This window comes from Trichocoleus sp. DQ-U1, assembly GCF_039961925.1.
Classification (GTDB): Bacteria; Cyanobacteriota; Cyanobacteriia; order Cyanobacteriales; family FACHB-T130; genus FACHB-T130.
In genome coordinates, this window is record NZ_JAMPKB010000024.1 from 41,830 (window position 1) to 59,084 (window position 17,255).

16 protein-coding genes are annotated in these 17,255 nt (G+C 48.4%); 10 read left to right on the top strand and 6 right to left on the bottom strand.

Features of this window, described 5'->3' with window-relative positions:
• Positions 1–40 precede the first annotated feature (40 nt).
• Positions 41–670, top strand: coding sequence for a heme-copper oxidase subunit III (locus tag NDI34_RS12370; RefSeq protein ID WP_190410978.1), 630 nt, complete (start codon positions 41–43; stop codon positions 668–670).
• 201 nt (positions 671–871) lie between these two features.
• Complete coding sequence (locus tag NDI34_RS12375; protein WP_190410979.1) at positions 872–1,699, top strand: pentapeptide repeat-containing protein; 828 nt, start codon at positions 872–874, stop codon at positions 1,697–1,699.
• 78 nt (positions 1,700–1,777) lie between these two features.
• Here the strand turns inward: NDI34_RS12375 and NDI34_RS12380 are convergent, their stop codons facing one another.
• The gene (locus NDI34_RS12380; RefSeq protein ID WP_348232797.1) at positions 1,778–2,701 is read right to left on the bottom strand and encodes a PspA/IM30 family protein; all 924 of its coding nucleotides are present in this window, start codon (positions 2,699–2,701) and stop codon (positions 1,778–1,780) included.
• 149 nt (positions 2,702–2,850) lie between these two features.
• Between NDI34_RS12380 and NDI34_RS12385 the strand changes: the two genes are divergently transcribed.
• On the top strand, positions 2,851–3,132 hold the full coding sequence (locus NDI34_RS12385) for an HNH endonuclease (RefSeq protein WP_348232811.1): 282 nt from the start codon (positions 2,851–2,853) through the stop codon (positions 3,130–3,132).
• A 26-nt stretch (positions 3,133–3,158) separates the two neighbouring features.
• Here the strand turns inward: NDI34_RS12385 and NDI34_RS12390 are convergent, their stop codons facing one another.
• Complete coding sequence (locus NDI34_RS12390) at positions 3,159–4,055, bottom strand: tetratricopeptide repeat protein (protein WP_190430221.1); 897 nt, start codon at positions 4,053–4,055, stop codon at positions 3,159–3,161.
• A 358-nt stretch (positions 4,056–4,413) separates the two neighbouring features.
• Here NDI34_RS12390 and NDI34_RS12395 point away from each other — a divergent pair, with 358 nt between their 5' ends.
• Positions 4,414–6,459 carry an elongation factor G gene (locus NDI34_RS12395; RefSeq protein WP_190529825.1) on the top strand — a complete coding sequence of 682 codons (2,046 nt, stop codon included), beginning with the start codon at positions 4,414–4,416 and terminating at the stop codon, positions 6,457–6,459.
• Between the two features lie 106 nt (positions 6,460–6,565).
• Positions 6,566–6,754 (top strand): DDE transposase family protein, encoded by a 189-nt coding sequence (locus NDI34_RS12400; RefSeq protein ID WP_190430219.1) that lies wholly within the window; start codon positions 6,566–6,568, stop codon positions 6,752–6,754.
• 49 nt (positions 6,755–6,803) lie between these two features.
• On the opposite strand, the gene ctpC is transcribed toward NDI34_RS12400, so the two are convergent.
• The 4 genes from ctpC to NDI34_RS12420 all read right to left on the bottom strand — a co-directional run bounded on the left by ctpC (position 6,804) and on the right by NDI34_RS12420 (position 11,933).
• Positions 6,804–8,087 carry a carboxyl-terminal processing protease CtpC gene (gene ctpC / locus NDI34_RS12405; RefSeq protein WP_190410985.1) on the bottom strand — a complete coding sequence of 428 codons (1,284 nt, stop codon included), beginning with the start codon at positions 8,085–8,087 and terminating at the stop codon, positions 6,804–6,806.
• Positions 8,088–8,343: 256 nt separating this feature from the next.
• Entirely contained in the window at positions 8,344–9,570 is a 1,227-nt protein-coding gene (gene ispG, locus NDI34_RS12410; protein WP_190410986.1) for a (E)-4-hydroxy-3-methylbut-2-enyl-diphosphate synthase, read from the bottom strand.
• A 410-nt stretch (positions 9,571–9,980) separates the two neighbouring features.
• On the bottom strand, positions 9,981–11,426 hold the full coding sequence (locus NDI34_RS12415; protein WP_348232798.1) for a phosphoglucomutase/phosphomannomutase family protein: 1,446 nt from the start codon (positions 11,424–11,426) through the stop codon (positions 9,981–9,983).
• Positions 11,427–11,573: 147 nt separating this feature from the next.
• On the bottom strand, positions 11,574–11,933 hold the full coding sequence (locus tag NDI34_RS12420) for a hypothetical protein (RefSeq protein WP_190411053.1): 360 nt from the start codon (positions 11,931–11,933) through the stop codon (positions 11,574–11,576).
• 241 nt (positions 11,934–12,174) lie between these two features.
• Between NDI34_RS12420 and NDI34_RS12425 the strand changes: the two genes are divergently transcribed.
• From NDI34_RS12425 to hisS, 5 genes are all read left to right on the top strand, one after another.
• Entirely contained in the window at positions 12,175–13,014 is an 840-nt protein-coding gene (locus tag NDI34_RS12425; RefSeq protein WP_190410988.1) for a photosystem II manganese-stabilizing polypeptide, read from the top strand.
• Positions 13,015–13,431: 417 nt separating this feature from the next.
• Positions 13,432–14,208, top strand: a complete 777-nt coding sequence (locus tag NDI34_RS12430) for an RNA polymerase sigma factor SigF (RefSeq protein WP_190410989.1) — start codon at positions 13,432–13,434, stop codon at positions 14,206–14,208.
• A gap of 212 nt (positions 14,209–14,420) precedes the next feature.
• On the top strand, positions 14,421–15,383 hold the full coding sequence (locus NDI34_RS12435) for a hypothetical protein (protein WP_348232799.1): 963 nt from the start codon (positions 14,421–14,423) through the stop codon (positions 15,381–15,383).
• Positions 15,384–15,421: 38 nt separating this feature from the next.
• Positions 15,422–15,703, top strand: a complete 282-nt coding sequence (locus tag NDI34_RS12440) for a hypothetical protein (RefSeq protein WP_348232800.1) — start codon at positions 15,422–15,424, stop codon at positions 15,701–15,703.
• Between the two features lie 160 nt (positions 15,704–15,863).
• On the top strand, positions 15,864–17,147 hold the full coding sequence (gene hisS / locus NDI34_RS12445; protein WP_190684029.1) for a histidine--tRNA ligase: 1,284 nt from the start codon (positions 15,864–15,866) through the stop codon (positions 17,145–17,147).
• Positions 17,148–17,255: the final 108 nt, after the last annotated feature.

Sequence of the window (17,255 nt, forward strand, 5' to 3'; positions counted from 1 at the left end):
CACTACCCATTACGTATCCAACTCTTTCTAGAGGAGATTCATGCAAGGTTCAACGATTGACCCAGCGAAAACTGCCCTCAACTATCACCACAACTCAGAAGCGACTGTGGAAGCCCACGGCGTAGAACATCATGATTTCCGCATCCAGGGGCTGATTGTGTTTCTGATTGCGGAAGGCATGATCTTTGTCGGCTTATTTACCGCCTATCTCGCCTTTCGCGCTGTGGCACCCAGTTGGCCCCCGGAAGGAACGCCAAAGTTAGAGCTATTACTGCCCGGAATCAACACACTGATTCTGATTTCTAGCAGTTTCGTGATCCACAATGCGGATACTGCCATCAAAAAGAACGATGTGGCAGGTTTAAGGACTTGGTTTGCCGCAACTGCCCTGATGGGAGCGATTTTCCTGGGGGGTCAGGTTTACGAGTATACCCATTTGGAATTTGGCCTCAGCACTAACTTGTTTGCCAGCACGTTTTATGTTCTGACTGGTTTCCACGGTCTCCACGTTCTTTTAGGACTAGGGGCGATGATTGCCGTTTTGTGGCGCAGTTTAAAACCCGGTCACTACAGCAGCGAACACCACTTTGGCGTTGAAGCCGCAGAGATTTATTGGCACTTCGTCGATATTGTGTGGATTATTTTGTTCACCATCCTCTATCTGATTTGAATCTTTGTTTTTGCTTTTTTGACAAAGCTTGCCCCCAATTGGGGGCTTTTTTATGAGGAAAAGTTACTCTACTGATTGGAGGCGGGAAGGAGTCCTAAAATTTTAGATTTGGGGTTTGGGATTTTGGGTTGAAAATCTTAGACAGTCAGCGACTTTCCCGATTGAAAATCATGCAACTGTTCCGCAAATTGGTATGAATCGATGGACGCAGATGAACTACTGAGGAAATATGTAGAGGGCGAAAGAGATTTTTGTCTAGCCGACCTAAGTGGAGCCGACCTGAGTGGGGTAAATCTCAGTCAGGCGGATTTTAGTGGAGCCAACTTAAAAAAAGCTACCTTGAGTCGAGCGATTCTGAGCCGATGCACCCTAGCCGCAACCCACATGGAGGAAGCCGACTTGTGTGAGGCAGACTTGCGTAGAGCCGATTTGAGTGGAGCTGAAATGTTTGGAGCCTTCTTAATTGCAGCCAACCTGAGTTTAGCCGACTTGATTGGCACCGACTTGACGAAAGCCAATTTGAGTTTAACCGACTTGATTGGAGCTGACTTGATTGGAACTGACTTGAGTGAAGCTAACTTGAGTTTAGCCGACCTGCGGGGAGCTGACCTGAGTGGAGCTAATCTGAATGAGGCTAATCTGAGTGCATCCCATCTCTATGAAGCTGACTTGAGTGAGGCCAACTTGGAGGGAACGAACTTCCGGAGAGCGCTCTACAACGAACAAACTAAGTTTCCCGAAGAGTTTGATCCAAAACTAGCAGGAGCATTGTTGATTGCCCCGAATGTATTGCTGGCAGGGCTAGACCTGAGTAGAGCGAACCTTCCTGGGGTTAATCTGCGTGGAGCTAACTTGAGCGGTACTAACTTGAGCAAGGCAGATATGGTTTGGGTAGATTTGAGTGGAGCTAATTTGAGTGGAGCCAATTTGAGTGGAGCCAATTTGAGTGGAGCCAATTTGAGTGGAGCCGACCTCAGCGAAGCTAATTTGAGTGGAGCCATCATGCCGGATGGCAGCCTTCACGACTAGGTCAGATCAAACAGTGAGAGCCTAAAGGAGACCGAGTGGTGTTGGCGAAGTGTGCGCGGAGCCAACTCGCAGCAATTTTTATTCCAAATTAACCGCTGAATTTGATTTAGAGACAGCTGTTTGGTCAGGGGAAGGTAGACATATGTCAGCATCTATAACCAGTAAATCATCATCCCACTCATCATCGATTTCAGCGGATACCTGTGCCTCAAGCTTGCCCTTGACATTTTCTAGAGCCATTAAGTTTCGCTTTAAGAGTTCTAATATTGCCACTTGCCGAACGAGCTGAGTTTTGAGGGCAATAGTTATTTTGCCTTGAACTGTCTTGCTGATCAGAGCTTGAAAAGCTAAATTATCATCGTCTTTTTGCAGAGCTATCTGAGCCTGTTGATACCAGTGGCTAGTTTCTTCCTCAGCTTGGTTGTATTGTTGCTGAAGTCTTTCCCAATCGGTAATTGCATTAGCAATAGCCTGCTGAGTGTCCGAGATAGCTTCCTCTAGAATCTCTCCAGGGTTTTCCTCAAGCAATATAATCTCAGCGCCGATAGTTGGCAACGGTTCATTGACCTTGACAGCAGCTATCTGGAGGTGGTCTCGTTTGGTTCTAGCTTGATCAACTTTACTCTCAAGAGCAGTTAAATTCTTTTTAAGAGTTTTTACTTGAACCGTTAGCTGGTCTAGCTGAACTTTCAATCTCCTAACCATTTCTTGGTTAGTATTCTGACGAGGTAGTGCTTCAAGCGCTAAATCTGAACGCCCTTTTTCCAATGCAAGTTTAACCCGTCGCTCCCATTTTTCCGCTTCTGCCTGGGCTTCGTCGTACTGGTGCTGGGTGCGGTTTTGGCGAACAGTTGCACTGCTCAAAGCTTGACGGGAATGCTCTAATTCTTCCTGCATTTTCAGGATAGCCCACTCTAGGATTTCTTCATAACCTCCAGCTTGGTTGATAAGGTCGTTCATTTGCGCTCTGAGCGAGCGGTTAGCGCCATCAGATAATCCCATGATTTTGCTTCCTTTACTGTTGGTAATGCTGTATGACTATTTTTTTGCCCTTTATAAGTCCAGAGGGCTGCAACTATAGGTTAATTAAACAGAAAATGCAGCAGGTGAAAAATATTTTTTAGGATCATAATAGTTTTTTTGTGCCAAACATGATTTGCGAGTTGTGTGAAAGAGAAGTGGAGCGGTTGACCGTCCATCACTTGATTCCCAGGCAGAAAACTAAACGGAAAAATGAAGATCCAGGGCCGACTGCAAAGATATGTTCTGCCTGCCATCGGCAAATACATAATTTATTTGACAATACGCGATTAGCCCAGGAACTTAATTCTTTGGATAGGCTGAAGGATGAGCCGCAAATGGAGAAGTTTTTGTCTTGGGTGAAGAAGCAAGACCCGAATAAGCGGGTTAGAGTGCATCGGGGAAACAATTAAAGATTAAAAAACTAATTTTTAATTGTTTAGGGGTTTTGCGATCGCTTTAATAATTCCTCTGCATTAGAAGCCCACTGGGTATTCCCTTGGGCAGTGTAAAGCTGTTTGGCATATTGCAAAACTTGCTGGGCGTCACTGTAACGACCTTGGCGCAGGAAGACTAACCCAGCAGCGTAGTAGGCATTGGGGTAGTTAGAATTAGCCTCTGCTGCCTTGCGAAAGGCGGCGAGAGCTTCGTCTAAATTCCCCTGATTCATCAGGATGGAACCGAGATTATAGTGGGCTTCTGGATATTTAGGGCTGATTTTAATGGCTTGCTGGAATGCCTTTTTTGCTTCGTTCAGGTTGTTTTGTTGTAGATAAGCGAGTCCCAAATGATAAGCAGGTTCTGGTGCGTTGGGACTCAACTGCATCGCTTGTTTAAAAGATGCGATCGCTCGTTCCTCATCTCCCTGCTGTTCCCTTACCAAACCTAGATTGTAATGAGCAACTCCCAACTGTGGGTTGAGTTCCAGTGCCCGTGACAAATAATCACCCGCCTGCTGCAAGTTGTTTCCCTCAAGCAGCGCTGCACCCAAATTGGCATAGGCGAGAGCAAAGTTAGGATCGGCTTGAACTGCTTGGTAAAAGGCATCCGCTGCTGGCTGCAATTGCCCCACCTGACGCAAAGCCAGCCCCAAGTTGTAATGCGCGGGTGCCAGTTTGGGGTCGAGTTTGGCGGCTTGTCGAAAAGAGGCGATCGCTTCTTGTGTTTTTGCTTGACCGATCAGCTGGAGTCCCTGATTCATCAAGTCCACCGCCGATTGAGCTTGAGCGATTTGTACCGGCGTCGCGGGTGTCCCAGCCACCGCTGGCGTCATCCTCCCACCCAGTAACAGTATTAACCCTCCAGCTATCCATCTCATCTGCTGGTACGTTCTCATTCTCCGTGTCACCTCTTTACAATTGTTACGTTTGTCGCCCACTCATTCAGATTTTCTTCTAACAAATTTGCGGTTATTTGTTGCATATATTCATAAAATTTATAGCTAATTTATACTGATTCATTCAACTTAAGTTTTTGCTGGGTTTGCTTTAAAAGAAATTGCAATTTCTCAGTCATTGCCCCTAGAACGCGCTAACCTCACATTCAGGGATACAAAATTCCATCTAACTGTTAACAGCGATCGCCATCGGCACGGGAGGGCAAAAATTCTCCGGGAGCTGCCAATGGCATCAATCCCGTATACCCATGCGATCGCTCACATCTCTACATCTTTTTTATTTTGTTGGGGGTGAATCATGAACGAAAAAGTCATGTCCGGGGTACGCAATGTTGCAATTGTTGGCCCCTATTTAAGTGGCAAAACTACGTTACTGGAAAGTTTGCTTTTCGTCACGGGTGCGATTTCCCGCAAAGGTCGCACTTCAGACGGTAACACGGTGGGAGATAGTTCCCAAGAGGCACGCGATCGCCACATGAGCGTGGAAGTATCAACTGCCAGCACCGAGTACGACAGTGTCCGCTTCACCTTTGTCGATTGTCCCGGATCGGTTGAATTTGCTCAAGAAACCTACAATGCTCTGATTGGCGTCGATGCAGCAATTGTCGTGTGCGAACCCGTGAGCGATCGCGTCATGACTCTCGCGCCGCTATTTAAATTCCTCGACGACTGGGAAATTCCGCACCTAGTCTTCATCAACAAAATGGATCGGGCGAACAACAACTTCATGGACGTGCTGCACGCCCTAAAAACGGTCTCCAGTCGCCCCGTGATCCCACACCAGTATCCCATTGGTCAAGGCGAACAGCTCAGCGGCTTTATCGACCTGGTGAGCGAACAAGCTTATCACTACCATCCTGGTGCCGCCGCCGACCCGGTGCCGATGCCAGATAACCTCAAAGAGCAGGAACAAGCCGCCCGTGCCGAAATGCTGGAGGAATTGGCAAATTTTGACGACCACCTGCTAGAAGAACTGCTAGAAGAAATTAACCCGCCCCAAGAAGAAATTCTCCAAGACTTGAAGATGGAGTTAGGGGCAGATTTAATCGTGCCTGTATTCCTGGGCGTTGCCGAGCAAGATTACGGAGTGCGACCGTTGCTGGAAGCGTTGTTGCGAGAAGCACCCGATCCATCCACCACTGCCGAACGTCGGGGAATCGTTCTCCATGCCGATGCCCCCCTCGCACAAGCGATTAAAACCTATTACACTCCTCAAGGCGGGAAAATCTCCCTGGTGCGGGTGTGGCAGGGCACGTTGACTGATGGAATTGTCCTCAATGGCGTTCGGACTGGTGGCTTGTATCGTCTGATGGGTCAGCAACAACAGCCGCTGACTTCAGCCGAAGCCGGTGAGATTGTTGTCTTGGGACGCTTAGAGGGAATTAAAACAGGCGATACCTTGACCGCTTCCGGCGACCCACTGGCGACCGAACTCCCCAAAGCCGAGCAAATGGCACCCGTTTTTGCTTTAGCGATTACGCCCGAAAAACGCAACGATGAAGTTAAACTCAGCAGCGCCATCACAAAGCTGCTAGAAGAAGACCCCTCCCTAGCTTGGGAACAACATGGAGACACCCACGAAGTCATCCTTTGGGGTCAAGGTGAAATTCATCTGCAAGTTGCCCTCGACCGACTGCGGCGCAAGTACAACCTGCCAATGACGACTCACCTGCCCCGCGTACCCTACAAAGAAACCATCCGCAAACCCGCATCCTCGATTCACGGGCGCTACAAGCACCAAAGTGGCGGTCACGGACAGTTTGGCGATGTTTATCTGGATATCAAGCCGCTGTCGCGTGGCGAAGGCGTTAACTTCAGTCAAACAATTGTCGGTGGCGTCGTACCGAGACAGTATATCCCTGGCGTTGAGACGGGTGTTCGGGAGTATTTGGTACATGGCCCCTTGGGCTTCCCCGTGGTCGATGTAGCGGTGACGCTGACGAATGGTTCTTACCACTCGGTTGATAGTTCTGAACAAGCGTTTAAACAGGCAGCCCGGATTGCGATGCAGGAAGGAATGCCCAAGTGCGAACCAACGCTCCTAGAACCGATTACCGCGATTCAGGCGTGTGCCCCAGCCGAATTTACCTCTAAGGTTCTCCAGCTAGTCAGCGGACGTCGGGGACAAATTCTCGGCTACGAAGGGAAGTCAGATTGGCCCGGTTGGGATTGCATTTCTGCTTACTTACCCCAAGCAGAGATGCACAATTTTATTGTGGAATTGCGATCGCTTACAATGGGCGTCGGCTTCTTTCACTGGAAGTACGACCATCTCCAAGAAGTTCCAGACAAGCTGGTTGAACGCGCGATCGCAACTTCTGGAAACGGCAACGGCGCACATTAACTAGAAAAGTTATGAGTTTTGAATTTTGAATTCTGAATTAATTGCTCATCATTCAAAACTCATCACTAAGCTACTCTTCAAGGCGTTTTTTGCGAATCTTCACCGAATGACTGCTACACAAATCTGGTATATTGTCAAGCGCCAAGAAGGAAAATGCGAAATCCTCTCCAGCGAACAAGTCGAAGGAGAGGATAAATCAGCTTTTGTGGAACGATGGGGACCATTTGATTCTCAAGCGGAAGCGATCGCTCGTCGCGTCGGCTTAATTCGCGCTGGAAAGTGCCAACCCCAATAAGTTATGAGTTTTGAGTTTGGAATTTTAACTCAAAACTCATAACTCAAAACTATTTCTGCGCCTGGTTCCCTCGCTGGGCGGCAATCCTCTGATTCAGCACTTCCAGCGCTTTAGCGTATTGAGGATCGTCAGCACTGCCGATTTTATTGCGATCGGCTTGCAATGCCTTGCGCTGCTCTTCCGTCATTTCCAGCACCACATCCGGCTTGATCCCCGCCTGATTAATATCGCGCCCGTTGGGAGTGAAATACTTAGCGATCGTCACCGCTAGTCCCGAACCATCCCCCAGCCCCCGCACCGATTGCACCAAGCCTTTACCAAAGGTTTTTGTCCCTACCAAAACAGCTCGCTTGTTATCCTGCAACGCCCCAGAGAGGATTTCACTAGCACTCGCCGAGCCGCCATCTACCAACACCACCAACGGTTTATCTGTGAGGGCGCGATTATTCGCTTTCTCTCGCTCCCTTTCGCCCTGACGATCCACCGTTGAGACAATTGTGCCGTCTTTTAACCACATCTGGGCAATCTCAATACTGGCGTAGAGTAATCCACCTGGATTAGAACGCAGATCCAGAATGTAGCCATTTACCTTCTGCCGTTCTAAACCCTTAATCGCATCTGCCATTTCCTTAGCAGCATTGGCGCTAAACTGATTCAGGCGAATGTAGCCTATCTCACCCGTAGGACTGTTCTGCTTGCTAGAGCGCACCGGATGGATTTCAATCCGCGCTCGTTTCAGAGGAAATACTAATTCCTTTTCGCCCCGCTGAATGGTCAAGGTTACTTGCGTTCCTGGTTGTCCTCGGATCAGGCGCACAGCATCATTGACATCCATGCCCTCGGTACTCTTGCCATCAATTTTAGTGATAGTGTCCTTTGCCAGAACACCAGCCTTAGACGCTGGTGTATCTTCAATTGGCGCAATAACCGTTAGCTTTTTCGATTTCTCATCTTGAGCGAGTTGAATGCCAACGCCAGTTAATTCCCCAGAAGTATCAATCTGCATGCTCTTGAACTCTTCCGGGTCCATGAAGCGGGTGTAGGGATCGTTCAGCTTTTTCAGCATCTCCCGGATCGCCTCATAGGCTTCCTTCTTGCTGGGGTAAGACCGATTCAGGTAGTCTTTACGAACTGACCGCCAATTGACTTTATTAAAGGTGCCATCTACGTAACTGCGGTCAATAATCTGCCATACTTCATCTACAAGTTCCTTGGGACTTTCACGAAAAAAAGCCTGACCTTGAGACAGATGAATACCAGCGCCCGTAACAGCAACAGTCGATAAAACCAGTGCTGTCGCACCGAGAACGAGCCCGCGTTTTGTAATTACCATGATCCTTTCTGAGCCGGGGGGAAACTACTGCCAAGGAATTACGCTAACTCTAGCACAGGCCATATATGGAAGCCGGAGAGCGCAATTATTTATCCAGCTGCACTAAGTGCAAGTCCGGAAGTAGAGAGTTTTGAGTTTTGAGCTGTAAAAACGCGATTTCTCGCGATTGAGTTTTAAATTAATGCTTTCCTCAACACTTATTATTTTGTGAGTTTTGAATTAACTTTTGTCTCGACACTCACCACTCAGCACTTACTTAAGGATCGACCCAACGTCCATCTGCCTTAATTAAATTAATCAACTCTTCAACTCCTTGAGACTCTGGCACTTTTTTGATTTCTTCTCTGCCACGATACAGAGAGATGTAACCGGGCTGTTTACCAACATAACCATAGTCGGCATCCGCCATTTCTCCGGGACCATTGACAATACATCCCATGACTGCTATGTCCAGACCTGTAAGATGTTTGGTGGCTTCCCGCACTTCGTGCAGCACTTCTTCTAGATTAAACAATGTCCGCCCACATGAGGGGCAGGCGACATATTCCACCATCGTTTTCCGCAATCCCAGAGCTTGCAGAATGCTGTAGCAAACGGGAATCTCCTTTTCCGGTGCTTCAGTGATTGAGACTCGAATCGTATCGCCAATCCCATCAGCAAGCAGAGGCGCAATGCCTGCGGTAGACTTAATCCGTCCGTATTCGCCATCACCCGCTTCAGTGACGCCCAAATGCAAGGGATAATCCATGCCTAGCGCATCCATCCGCTGTGCCATCAGACGATAAGCGGCTAACATCACTGGCACCCGCGAGGCTTTCAGAGAAATTACCAGGTTCCGGAAGTCGAGAGATTCACAAATTTTGATAAATTCTAGGGCAGATTCCACCATCCCTTCGGGGGTGTCGCCGTAGGAAAACAGCATTCTTTCAGCAAGAGAACCGTGATTTACCCCGATTCGCATTGCCTTACCCTGATCTCGCAAGGAAACTACCAGGGGTTCTAAAGTTTCGCGGATTTTTTCGCCAATTTCATCAAATTCAGCTTGGGTATATTCCGTTCTATCCGCTTTTGGCTTTTCAAATACATACAACCCTGGATTAATCCGCACCTTATCAACGTGCTTGGCAACTTCCAAGGCAATCTTCATGCCGTTGTGATGCACATCAGCGACCAGGGGCACTGGTTGATAGGTTTGAGCTAATTTATGCTTGATTTCCGCTAAAGCTTTGGCATGACCGATACTTGGCACGGTAACGCGGACAATTTCGCAGCCAATCTCGTGCAGGCGGCGAATTCCGGCAACCGACCCATCAATATCAAGCGTGTCTTCATTAATCATCGACTGCACTACCACTGGGTAGTTGCCGCCAATCGTGACATTTCCCACCTTGACGGGACGAGTTTTGCGCCGCTTGATAGTGGTTTCAAAGGAGGGTTGACTGGAAGATGCACTGGTAGTGCTTGGATTGGGCAGGGTTTGCATAACCTTTTCTTTAATTTTGGCTTTCCTCTCTGTTTCTCAGATTGCCACAGAAAGGAGCAAATTTGGCTAAGTCCGTTTTTATCTGTTTATATCTGTTTAGTAGTAAGGAGGGATATTGTCAGCAGCAAGCCAACCGTTTTGACAGTCTCTATATCAGTGCTAAAATATACAACTTATATCCGTCTTTATATTGAATAGGAAAACCAAGACTTATATAAGCAAATGATGCAATTCTTTGGCATTCTGCATTCCTAATCATGCACCAAAAGGAGTGTTTAAAGTGTCTGGTTTACTCAGCATTGAAATTTATTTTTGCTTATTTACAAAAAGGAATCGGCTCAAGCTTGAGCCGATTCCTTTTTGTTGCGAAACTACGGGCATTGGGTACCGAGCTAGATACTTTGTAGGGTTTAAACTGAATTCGCCCACTTGTTCGCCCACTCTAAGGTGTGATGAACTTGTTTCAGCGTTGGCGCTTCGCAGTACAACCGCAAAACGGGTTCGGTTCCGCTGAAGCGAATCATCAACCAACTATCATCGGCTAACCGGAACTTATAACCATCAATCGTTAGGCAATCAATTACCGACCGACCGGCAATCTCAGTTAAGGGTGTATTTTGTAATTGTTCTAGCAGGCGCGATCGCACTTCCATACTCGCTAATGGTAGGTCAATGCGGTCGTAGGCAGAATGAAAGCCAGTTTTCTCCTGCAAGCGCTGGTAAAGATCGCTGAGATCCATTCCTGATTGCGCGATCGCTTCTAGCAGATACAGCGCTGACAACAGCCCATCCCGTTCTGGAATATGATTGCCGTAGCCAATCCCTCCTGACTCTTCACCGCCGACTAACACCTGAGTCATTAACATCCGGTCGGCGATGTACTTGTATCCAATAGGCGTCTCATACACCGGCAGATTGTACAGGGCGGCTACGCGGGGAAACAAGTCGGAACCACTCACCGTTTTCACGACTTCTCCCGTCAATCCCCGCCGAGATGCCATATGTTCGATCAAAATTGGGATGAGGATTTGGGAACTGAGGAAATTTCCCTGTCCATCGACAGCCGCAATGCGATCGCTATCTCCATCAAATACAAACCCCACTGCCAACCCATCACCGCTGCGGCGTCGGTGAGTCCGCATCTGCCGAAACATCTGGGAAAGGTAACGCGGCAAAGGTTCCGGTGCACTGCCACCAAATAAAGGATCGCGGGAACTATTAATTTCCTGGATTGGCGTTTGCAGCAGTTGTTCTAGTCCTGTCGCAGCAGCACCGTGCATCACATCAGCAAAGACAGCAAGCTTATGTTGGGCGATCGCATCCTGAATGCAAGCAATATCGACTTTCGCCCGTAGTGCTTCGCAGTAATTGGGCCACGGGTCGAACATCTCGAAGCTTCCCGCCATCGTCGAGTCAGGTGACGGTTCCTTCTCTAACAACGCTTCAATCTGCTGAGTAATTTCCGGAGGTACCGATCCTCCAAATGCACCCTTGACTTTTAACCCTAAATATGATCCGGGATTATGACTAGCGGTTATCACCAAAGCTCCCAAAGCTCTCCGTTGATAAGCCGCCCAGCTGAATGCCGGTGTGGGGGCATAACTACTGCTCAGCAGCACCTCAAATCCGGCTGCTTGCACGACTTGGGCCGCTTTACGGGCAAACGTTTCCGCCATAAAGCGCCGGTCATAACCCACAATAATTGTGCGGCTACCCGTCGTCTCGCCATAGACATTTGCCAGGACTTGTGCCGCCAACGGTGCTACCAAAGCCACCCGCTCAAACGTAAACTCTGCGGCGATGATGCCTCGCCAGCCATCTGTACCAAACTTAATCGGATTAACAGCAACCGGCATAAATTAAGCAGGGGGTTAGTGTTCAGAGATTGCATTAATAACTGGAGGATCTTAGCATTTGTTGTACTCTATAGCCCAATAAAGATTGACAAGTTCACACGCCTAGAGCCACGCCAGTGAAAGAGTTTTGCCTTCAACCGTGTAACTTCAACCAGGCTGAGGTGGGTGAGTTTCTGACTCCAGTGGTAGAGGGTGTGAAGAATTGGGCGATTCTGCGGCTGAGAGCTTTTCCAACAGCGATCGCACCTTCATGCGCTCAATATAGGGCCAGCCGCCTTCTTCTTCCATATCCTTCAGCAGGGCATATAGAGCCTGACGATTATCCGGTAAAGACGCTTGAAACACAGTATCTCGAATCTCACGATGCCAACTTTCTAACGCCCGCAGCAACGCCAACAGAGCCAGAGTATCCCCCTGGCAAGTCTGTGCCAAAGCGCGAACAGAAGTAGCGATCGCTTGCAGTTCCGGCTTCAAAAGCCCCAATTCTAAATTCTGATCGCTGTTCACGCCATCCCCTTTACTCCGTTTGATCAACTCAACTTTAACCGAGTCTTTCACTGACTGGAATGGTCAATTTACACTGAGCTTCAGGATAAAGGCAACACAAAGCCTTGTAAAATTCACTGTAGAGATTCTGAGCCGAACCATTCCGAGCCTGATTAAGAATTTCACTTTTGTCTGTTGTAACTTAAGCCCAATATCAGATTCTACTGGTAGGGATTCCTAGATTAAATATTTGAGGTTGACCATGAGGTATCGCGCTTTCATTGTTGCCTTCCTAGCTTTGTGCTTGGGAGTATTAACTGCTTGTAGTGAAGGTCCAGCAGCTGCGACCAGTGTTCCCACTCCACTCACTTACGACCAAATTCGAGGTACCGGGCTTGCGAATAACTGCCCGCAACTGTCAGAAACGACACGCGGTGCCATTCCCATTCAGCCTGGACAGTCGTATGCTTTGACGAATCTGTGCTTACAGCCAACCAGCTTCTTTGTCAAAGAAGAATCTACAAACAAACGTCAATCCGCCCAATTCGTTCAGGGTAAGTTGTTGACCCGGTTTACTTCTAGCATCGACCAGGTGCTGGGTAAATTGCAAGTTGATCAAGATCGTCGTTTGACCTTTATTGAACAGGATGGTCTCGACTTCCAAGCCATTACCGTCCAGCTACCGGGTGGTGAGCGAGTACCCTTTCTATTCACGATCAAAAATCTGGTTGCCAAAAGCCAGCCAGGAATGGACAGTATTAACACCTCGACTGACTTTGAAGGCGAGTTTAACGTTCCCTCCTATCGGGGAGCAGCTTTCCTCGATCCCAAGGGTCGCGGTGTTGTCACTGGTTATGACAATGCAGTAGCACTCCCCAGTCAAGCCGATCAGGAAGCACTGACACGTGCCAATGTGAAGCGTGCTGAAACCCTTAAGGGCGAAATTTCTCTCCAAGTCGCTAAAGTGGATAACGCCACAGGTGAAATTGCCGGTACATTTGAGAGCGAACAGCCATCCGATACCGATCTAGGCGCTGGCGAAGCTAAGGAAGTGAAAATTCGCGGCATTTTCTATGCTCGGATTTCACCAGATCAGGCTTAAATCTGCTCGTTAGCACCGAGCCACGCGGCTTGGCTTTGCTGGCAGGTGAAGAAAAGGGGTTTGGAACCCCTTTTTTCTTTTCCTTAGCAAGGTCAGCATCTGCTGTTTAATCCTTCTGCCTACACTCCGCAATCATGTGAGTGATTCCCACAAGAGAGTTTCTCGGTGAAAATGCTGTTGTAATTGACCAGGTTCAGAGAATAAACTGAATTTTGAAGCGAGGAAAAGAAAGCAACTTATCGCAATTTGGGGAAAAGGCTACATTCCTGGGCGTTTCCCCAACTGCATTTGTTCGCTTTCCGGCTTAAAGTTTTGTTATCGCAACCTATGTTTAGTATCACAGCACCCACTTCAAAAACAGAATATAACTGAAACAAACGTTTTTAACCGGGCCACTCTACCAACTGAATTTCGTATATGTATAGCACTGCCACTCCTGAACTGAAGCATGAAAGCTTACGGCTGTTGCGAGAGTACCAGCAAAATCGTTTAGATACTGTTCGCAATCAGCTGGTAAAACTGAATTTTGGATTGGTGAGAAAAGAAGCACATCACTGGACTAATCAGTGTACAGAAAGTTATGAAGACTTGCTTCAAGTCGGCTGTTTAGGCTTAATTCGAGCAATTGAGCGCTTTGACTTGTCCAAGGGTCACGCCTTCAGTTCCTTTGCTATCCCCTACATTCGCGGAGAAATTCAGCACTATTTACGGGATAAAGGCGGCTCATTCCGCATTCCTCGCCGTTGGGAAGCACTGCACTATCAGGCAGTTTCTTTGACGCGGTATTTCCAGCAGAAGTACAACCGACCTCCTACCGATTCAGAGGTGGCAGCAAAGCTAGAAATTTCACAGGCAGAATGGCAGGAAATCAAGTTGGCCTTTCAAAACCGCGAACTTGTAAGTTTAGATGTACCCCTAGGGGATGGTTCGGAAGGTGAAACTTGCTTAGGTGAAATCGTCCCAGACCCGCAATATCGGAGTTTTCAGTTAGCGCAAGAAGACCAGCTTCGCCTGCAACAAGCTTTAGTTCAGCTAGAAAAGCGAACCCGCGAAATCTTGGAATTTGTTTTCTTACACGACTTAACGCAAAAAGAAGTTGCAGAACGCTTAGATATCAGTGTTGTGACAGTTTCTCGGCGGGTAAAAAAGGGACTGGATGCACTGAAAAAGTCAATGGTAGGGATTGACGATTGATTCTTCCAACAACCGGAAACTGAGATTCCCGATTCCTGGAAGATAAGGAACACAAACGCGATGAATCGATCTCTGTCCACTAAACTGAATATATAGATGGGTGTTTTTGCACACATTTAATAAAATAAATTATCCGCATATATATTAGAACTGTTGAAAGCAGACAGGGAATTTCTATTGGCGGATGCAGGTAAAGCACTGGGAGACTGGTCATGCGTCAACATTCATGGATTGCGTTTTTGGGAATACTTGCTGTGTTAGCGGGTGGCTGTTCGCAGGGAGAGGATACGGCTGTAGCTCCTAGCCCTAGCATTGTTCCAGTTCCCGCTCCGTCTGTTTCACCAACAACCCCGCCATTTACCGAGCCTCCGACAGTTACCCCAAAACCGCCCCTTCCTGGGCTTTCTGGCTTGATTCCATCTACGAACTCTGATGCACGGCTGCGAGAAATTCAGAAAGGGCGGCAAGATCCGTTTGCACTTGTTCCCCTGAAACCAATTGTGGAAGTGACACCAAACGAGACGGGTTCGGGTTCGCCTCCCCCTCCGTTTCCGGCTCCTGGTGTAGCTCCTCCTCAGGGTTTGACTCCTAGCGGGCGTCCCATTCCCGTACCGCCACCCCTGCCCAATGTCAGACCTCCCAGACCGAATCGAGGCGGAGGCAATGGCAGTCAAGGGAGTACAGGCGGAGGGAGGACAATACCACGCGCTCCCGCTCCCAGTAGGCCAAATGGGGTGCCTCCGCGTGGGAGAAACACTACACCTCCAGGGAACAGAAACCGTGTAGCTCCAATCCCGATTGTTACGGCTCCTCGGATTCCTGCTCCCGCGCCACTTCTACCCAAACTGCCACCGCTACCAGAACCAAACCTGGCAAGAAGTGTAGAAGTCACAGGAGTGGTTCAGGTGGGTGGTGAACCTCAGGCAATTGTGAGGGTACCAAACGAGCCAAGTCGCTACGTTGGAGTGGGACAGCGCTTATCTAATGGACAGGTGCTAGTCAAGCGGATTGAAGTCAATAATGGTGCCAGTCCGGTAGTGATTCTGGAGCAATACGGCAGAGAAGTTGCCAGACGGGTTGGGGAAAAACCAGTTGCAACGCCCGATCAACCTGGTACACCAACGGCTGTTGCTCCTGCTAAGGAGCCAGGAATCAATGGCTCTCCTCAAGCTTAAACAATTACCACGATTCAGTTGTTGTAGGAGTTGAAAGGGTGCAAACTGCTGGAGGAGAACGCCTGCGGTATGAAATTCGCTTCCCTGGGTTACCCTTAGCGGTATATCGGGAAATTACTGCCCATTTGCGTCAGGTGGGAGGAGTAGATACAGGTTTGGTTCCCCAGCCTTCGGGGCAATCGTTTGACTATTATCAAAGCCAAGTTGGCGGCTTGTGGATTCAGTATGCAGCAGATGCCGATTCATTGAGTCACCAATGGGTCACGCAGATTTTGGACTACTATAGTCAGCGCTATTGTCCTTGGGAGGAAAACCAATAAATTTTGGATTTTAGATGAGATTAAATCTAAAATCTAAAATCTTCAGTGTCATGAAGTTATCGTCATTGCAATGACCTAACCCCCTACCCCCGAAAGGGGTAAAGTTAAAATCCAGGGGGTGAAAAACTCATGACACTCGCTAAAATCAAAAATCTAAACAATGGGAAGCATTAAAGCGCTAAAGGGAACGCGGGATATTCTGCCCGAAGAAGTCGGGTACTGGCAATGGGTAGAATCGGCCGCACGGGATATTCTAAGCAGAGCAGCTTATCAAGAAATTCGCACCCCAATTTTTGAGCTGACGGCGCTATTTGAGCGCGGGATTGGCGAAACCACAGACGTGGTCGGAAAGGAAATGTACACCTTCAAGAGTCGGGGGGAAAAGCCCTATTCCATGACCCTGAGACCGGAGGGAACGGCTGGGGTTGTGCGTTCTTATATTGAACACGCGCTTGATGTCAAAAGTGGGATTCAGCGCCTCTGGTATTTGGGGCCGATGTTTCGTTACGAAAATCCCCAGAACGGACGACAGCGGCAATTTCACCAGCTGGGTGTAGAGGTGTTGGGGACTGCCGATTCGAGGGCAGATGCAGAGGTGATCGCGATCGCTACCGATATTCTGCAAACCCTCGGTCTAAAAAATCTCCGCATGGATATTAACTCAGTCGGAAATCCTGAAGATCGACAGCGTTACCGGCAAGCACTGGTAGATTACCTGACTCCCTACAAAGAAGAGTTAGACCCAGATTCGCAGGTACGGCTGAGTCGCAATCCCTTGCGGATACTCGATAGTAAGGATCGGGAGACGCAAGCAATTGTTCAAAATGCTCCCAGTATCTTGGATTATCTGAGTGCAGATTCTGGTCGTTACTTTGAGCAAATCCAAGCACGTCTGGATGATTTGGGGATTGCTTACCAACTCAATCCGCGTCTGGTGCGCGGTCTGGATTACTACACCCACATTGCCTTTGAAATTATCTCGGACGACCTGGGAGCGCAAGCAACTGTCTGTGGTGGCGGACGCTACGATGGGCTGGTAGCAGAACTAGGGGGACCCAAGACACCAGCAGTGGGTTGGGCAATGGGCTTAGAACGCTTGATCATCCTGTTGCAACAGCTGCAAGAGGTACCCGTCCCGGCGTTGGATTTTTACGTTGTTTCCAGAGGCGAGAAAGCAGAATCCCAAGCTTTACAATTGGCTCAAAAATTACGTCAAGCTGGGTTTAGCGTGGATCTAGACCTGAGTGGAAGTGCTTTTAAAAAGCAGTTCGCTAGGGCTGACCGTAGCGGTGCAGTTGCTTGCTTGGTTTTGGGAGAAGAGGAAGCAGAGAACCAAACTGTCAAGCTGAAGTGGATGGCATCGAAAGAGCAGAGTGCGATCGCTCAAAGTGAATTATTAGGAACGATCGAGGAACTGCGGCAGCAGATTAAAGTAAAAAGGTAACAAGAATATGAAGTATGAAGTGTGAAGTTTGGCGTGTAATAATACGTCACACTGTCTTTCAGCCGCGCCTCTAATAACTTCATCCTTTATACTTCATCCTTTATGCTT

Bases quoted from the DNA above. Each gene is read 5' to 3' on its own strand.
- NDI34_RS12370 (WP_190410978.1), top strand. From the start codon at position 41: ATGCAAGGTTCAACGATTGACCCAGCGAAAACTGCCCTCAACTATCAC.
- NDI34_RS12375 (WP_190410979.1), top strand. From the start codon at position 872: ATGGACGCAGATGAACTACTGAGGAAATATGTAGAGGGCGAAAGAGAT.
- NDI34_RS12380 (WP_348232797.1), bottom strand. From the start codon at position 2,701: ATGGGATTATCTGATGGCGCTAACCGCTCGCTCAGAGCGCAAATGAAC.
- NDI34_RS12385 (WP_348232811.1), top strand. From the start codon at position 2,851: ATGATTTGCGAGTTGTGTGAAAGAGAAGTGGAGCGGTTGACCGTCCAT.
- NDI34_RS12390 (WP_190430221.1), bottom strand. From the start codon at position 4,055: ATGAGAACGTACCAGCAGATGAGATGGATAGCTGGAGGGTTAATACTG.
- NDI34_RS12395 (WP_190529825.1), top strand. From the start codon at position 4,414: ATGAACGAAAAAGTCATGTCCGGGGTACGCAATGTTGCAATTGTTGGC.
- NDI34_RS12400 (WP_190430219.1), top strand. From the start codon at position 6,566: ATGACTGCTACACAAATCTGGTATATTGTCAAGCGCCAAGAAGGAAAA.
- ctpC (WP_190410985.1), bottom strand. From the start codon at position 8,087: ATGGTAATTACAAAACGCGGGCTCGTTCTCGGTGCGACAGCACTGGTT.
- ispG (WP_190410986.1), bottom strand. From the start codon at position 9,570: ATGCAAACCCTGCCCAATCCAAGCACTACCAGTGCATCTTCCAGTCAA.
- NDI34_RS12415 (WP_348232798.1), bottom strand. From the start codon at position 11,426: ATGCCGGTTGCTGTTAATCCGATTAAGTTTGGTACAGATGGCTGGCGA.
- NDI34_RS12425 (WP_190410988.1), top strand. From the start codon at position 12,175: ATGAGGTATCGCGCTTTCATTGTTGCCTTCCTAGCTTTGTGCTTGGGA.
- NDI34_RS12430 (WP_190410989.1), top strand. From the start codon at position 13,432: ATGTATAGCACTGCCACTCCTGAACTGAAGCATGAAAGCTTACGGCTG.
- NDI34_RS12435 (WP_348232799.1), top strand. From the start codon at position 14,421: ATGCGTCAACATTCATGGATTGCGTTTTTGGGAATACTTGCTGTGTTA.
- hisS (WP_190684029.1), top strand. From the start codon at position 15,864: ATGGGAAGCATTAAAGCGCTAAAGGGAACGCGGGATATTCTGCCCGAA.